Consider the following 755-nt stretch of genomic DNA (forward strand, 5'->3'; position numbering starts at 1 on the left):
CGATGCGGGGATCCGCGAGGCGATGCCCGCGGCACGAACGACGGCGGTAACGGCCGAAGGGGACGGCCCCAGCACGGAAAGAGTGCCTACTGCTCCCTCGCGCCCTATTGCGGCGCTGGCGACCGTCTGTCCGTTGGCCATGTCGATCATCACAGAAATGGCGCCACTATGAGGAAAGAGGACGTGCTCGGTCTGGTCACCCGCCTGCGAGACGACCGCATCCCGATCGAGCGCTACCATCTCTAGCTCGGGCGCCAGCAGTTCGAGGTCCGCCGCCGGCAGTGTTGCCAGAAGTCGGTTGCCAATTTCGGCGGGAAGCGTCACTGCGGCCTACCTCGAACGATCCGCCGCATCGCATTTCGAGCGTCATAGGGCGGCCAACTCGAACTTTGTTTGAATCCGCCTACGCCTCGCGCCTCAAAGTCCAATTCAGCTGCGGAAGCTCTCAATCTCAAAAACTCCAACCACACGCGCCTCGGAGGCGAATTGTTGTCTCTCAGGATGATTGAGGAGTTAGGTCCCAGCGCCCCGCTGCACAATTGCGAAATGCGCATGGGTAACACCATAGGGAGTTCCGCTTTCCGGGACGCGGCAAGCGCTGCGGCGATCTCGGAAGTGTGGGGCTCGGCTTGACCTAGAAGCTCAACAGCTACGTGATGAAGCCGGGTCATTTCCGCCAGGACAAACGAGACAGTCTGCTTAGGAAGGCCCGGCAGAACGAATTCACGTCTCAGATAACCGAGTGGCTGACCTTG

The 755-nt window shown here is 60.8% G+C and carries 1 protein-coding gene; it reads right to left on the bottom strand.

Going from position 1 to position 755, the window contains the following annotated elements:
• The coding region (locus IVB50_RS04325) for a cyclic nucleotide-binding domain-containing protein (RefSeq protein WP_247294717.1) at positions 1-324 on the bottom strand (324 nt) is incomplete at its 3' end.
• Positions 325-755: the final 431 nt, after the last annotated feature.

It is taken from the genome of Bradyrhizobium sp. 87 (assembly GCF_023073015.1).
GTDB classification, from domain to species: Bacteria; Pseudomonadota; Alphaproteobacteria; order Rhizobiales; family Xanthobacteraceae; genus Bradyrhizobium; species Bradyrhizobium canariense_D.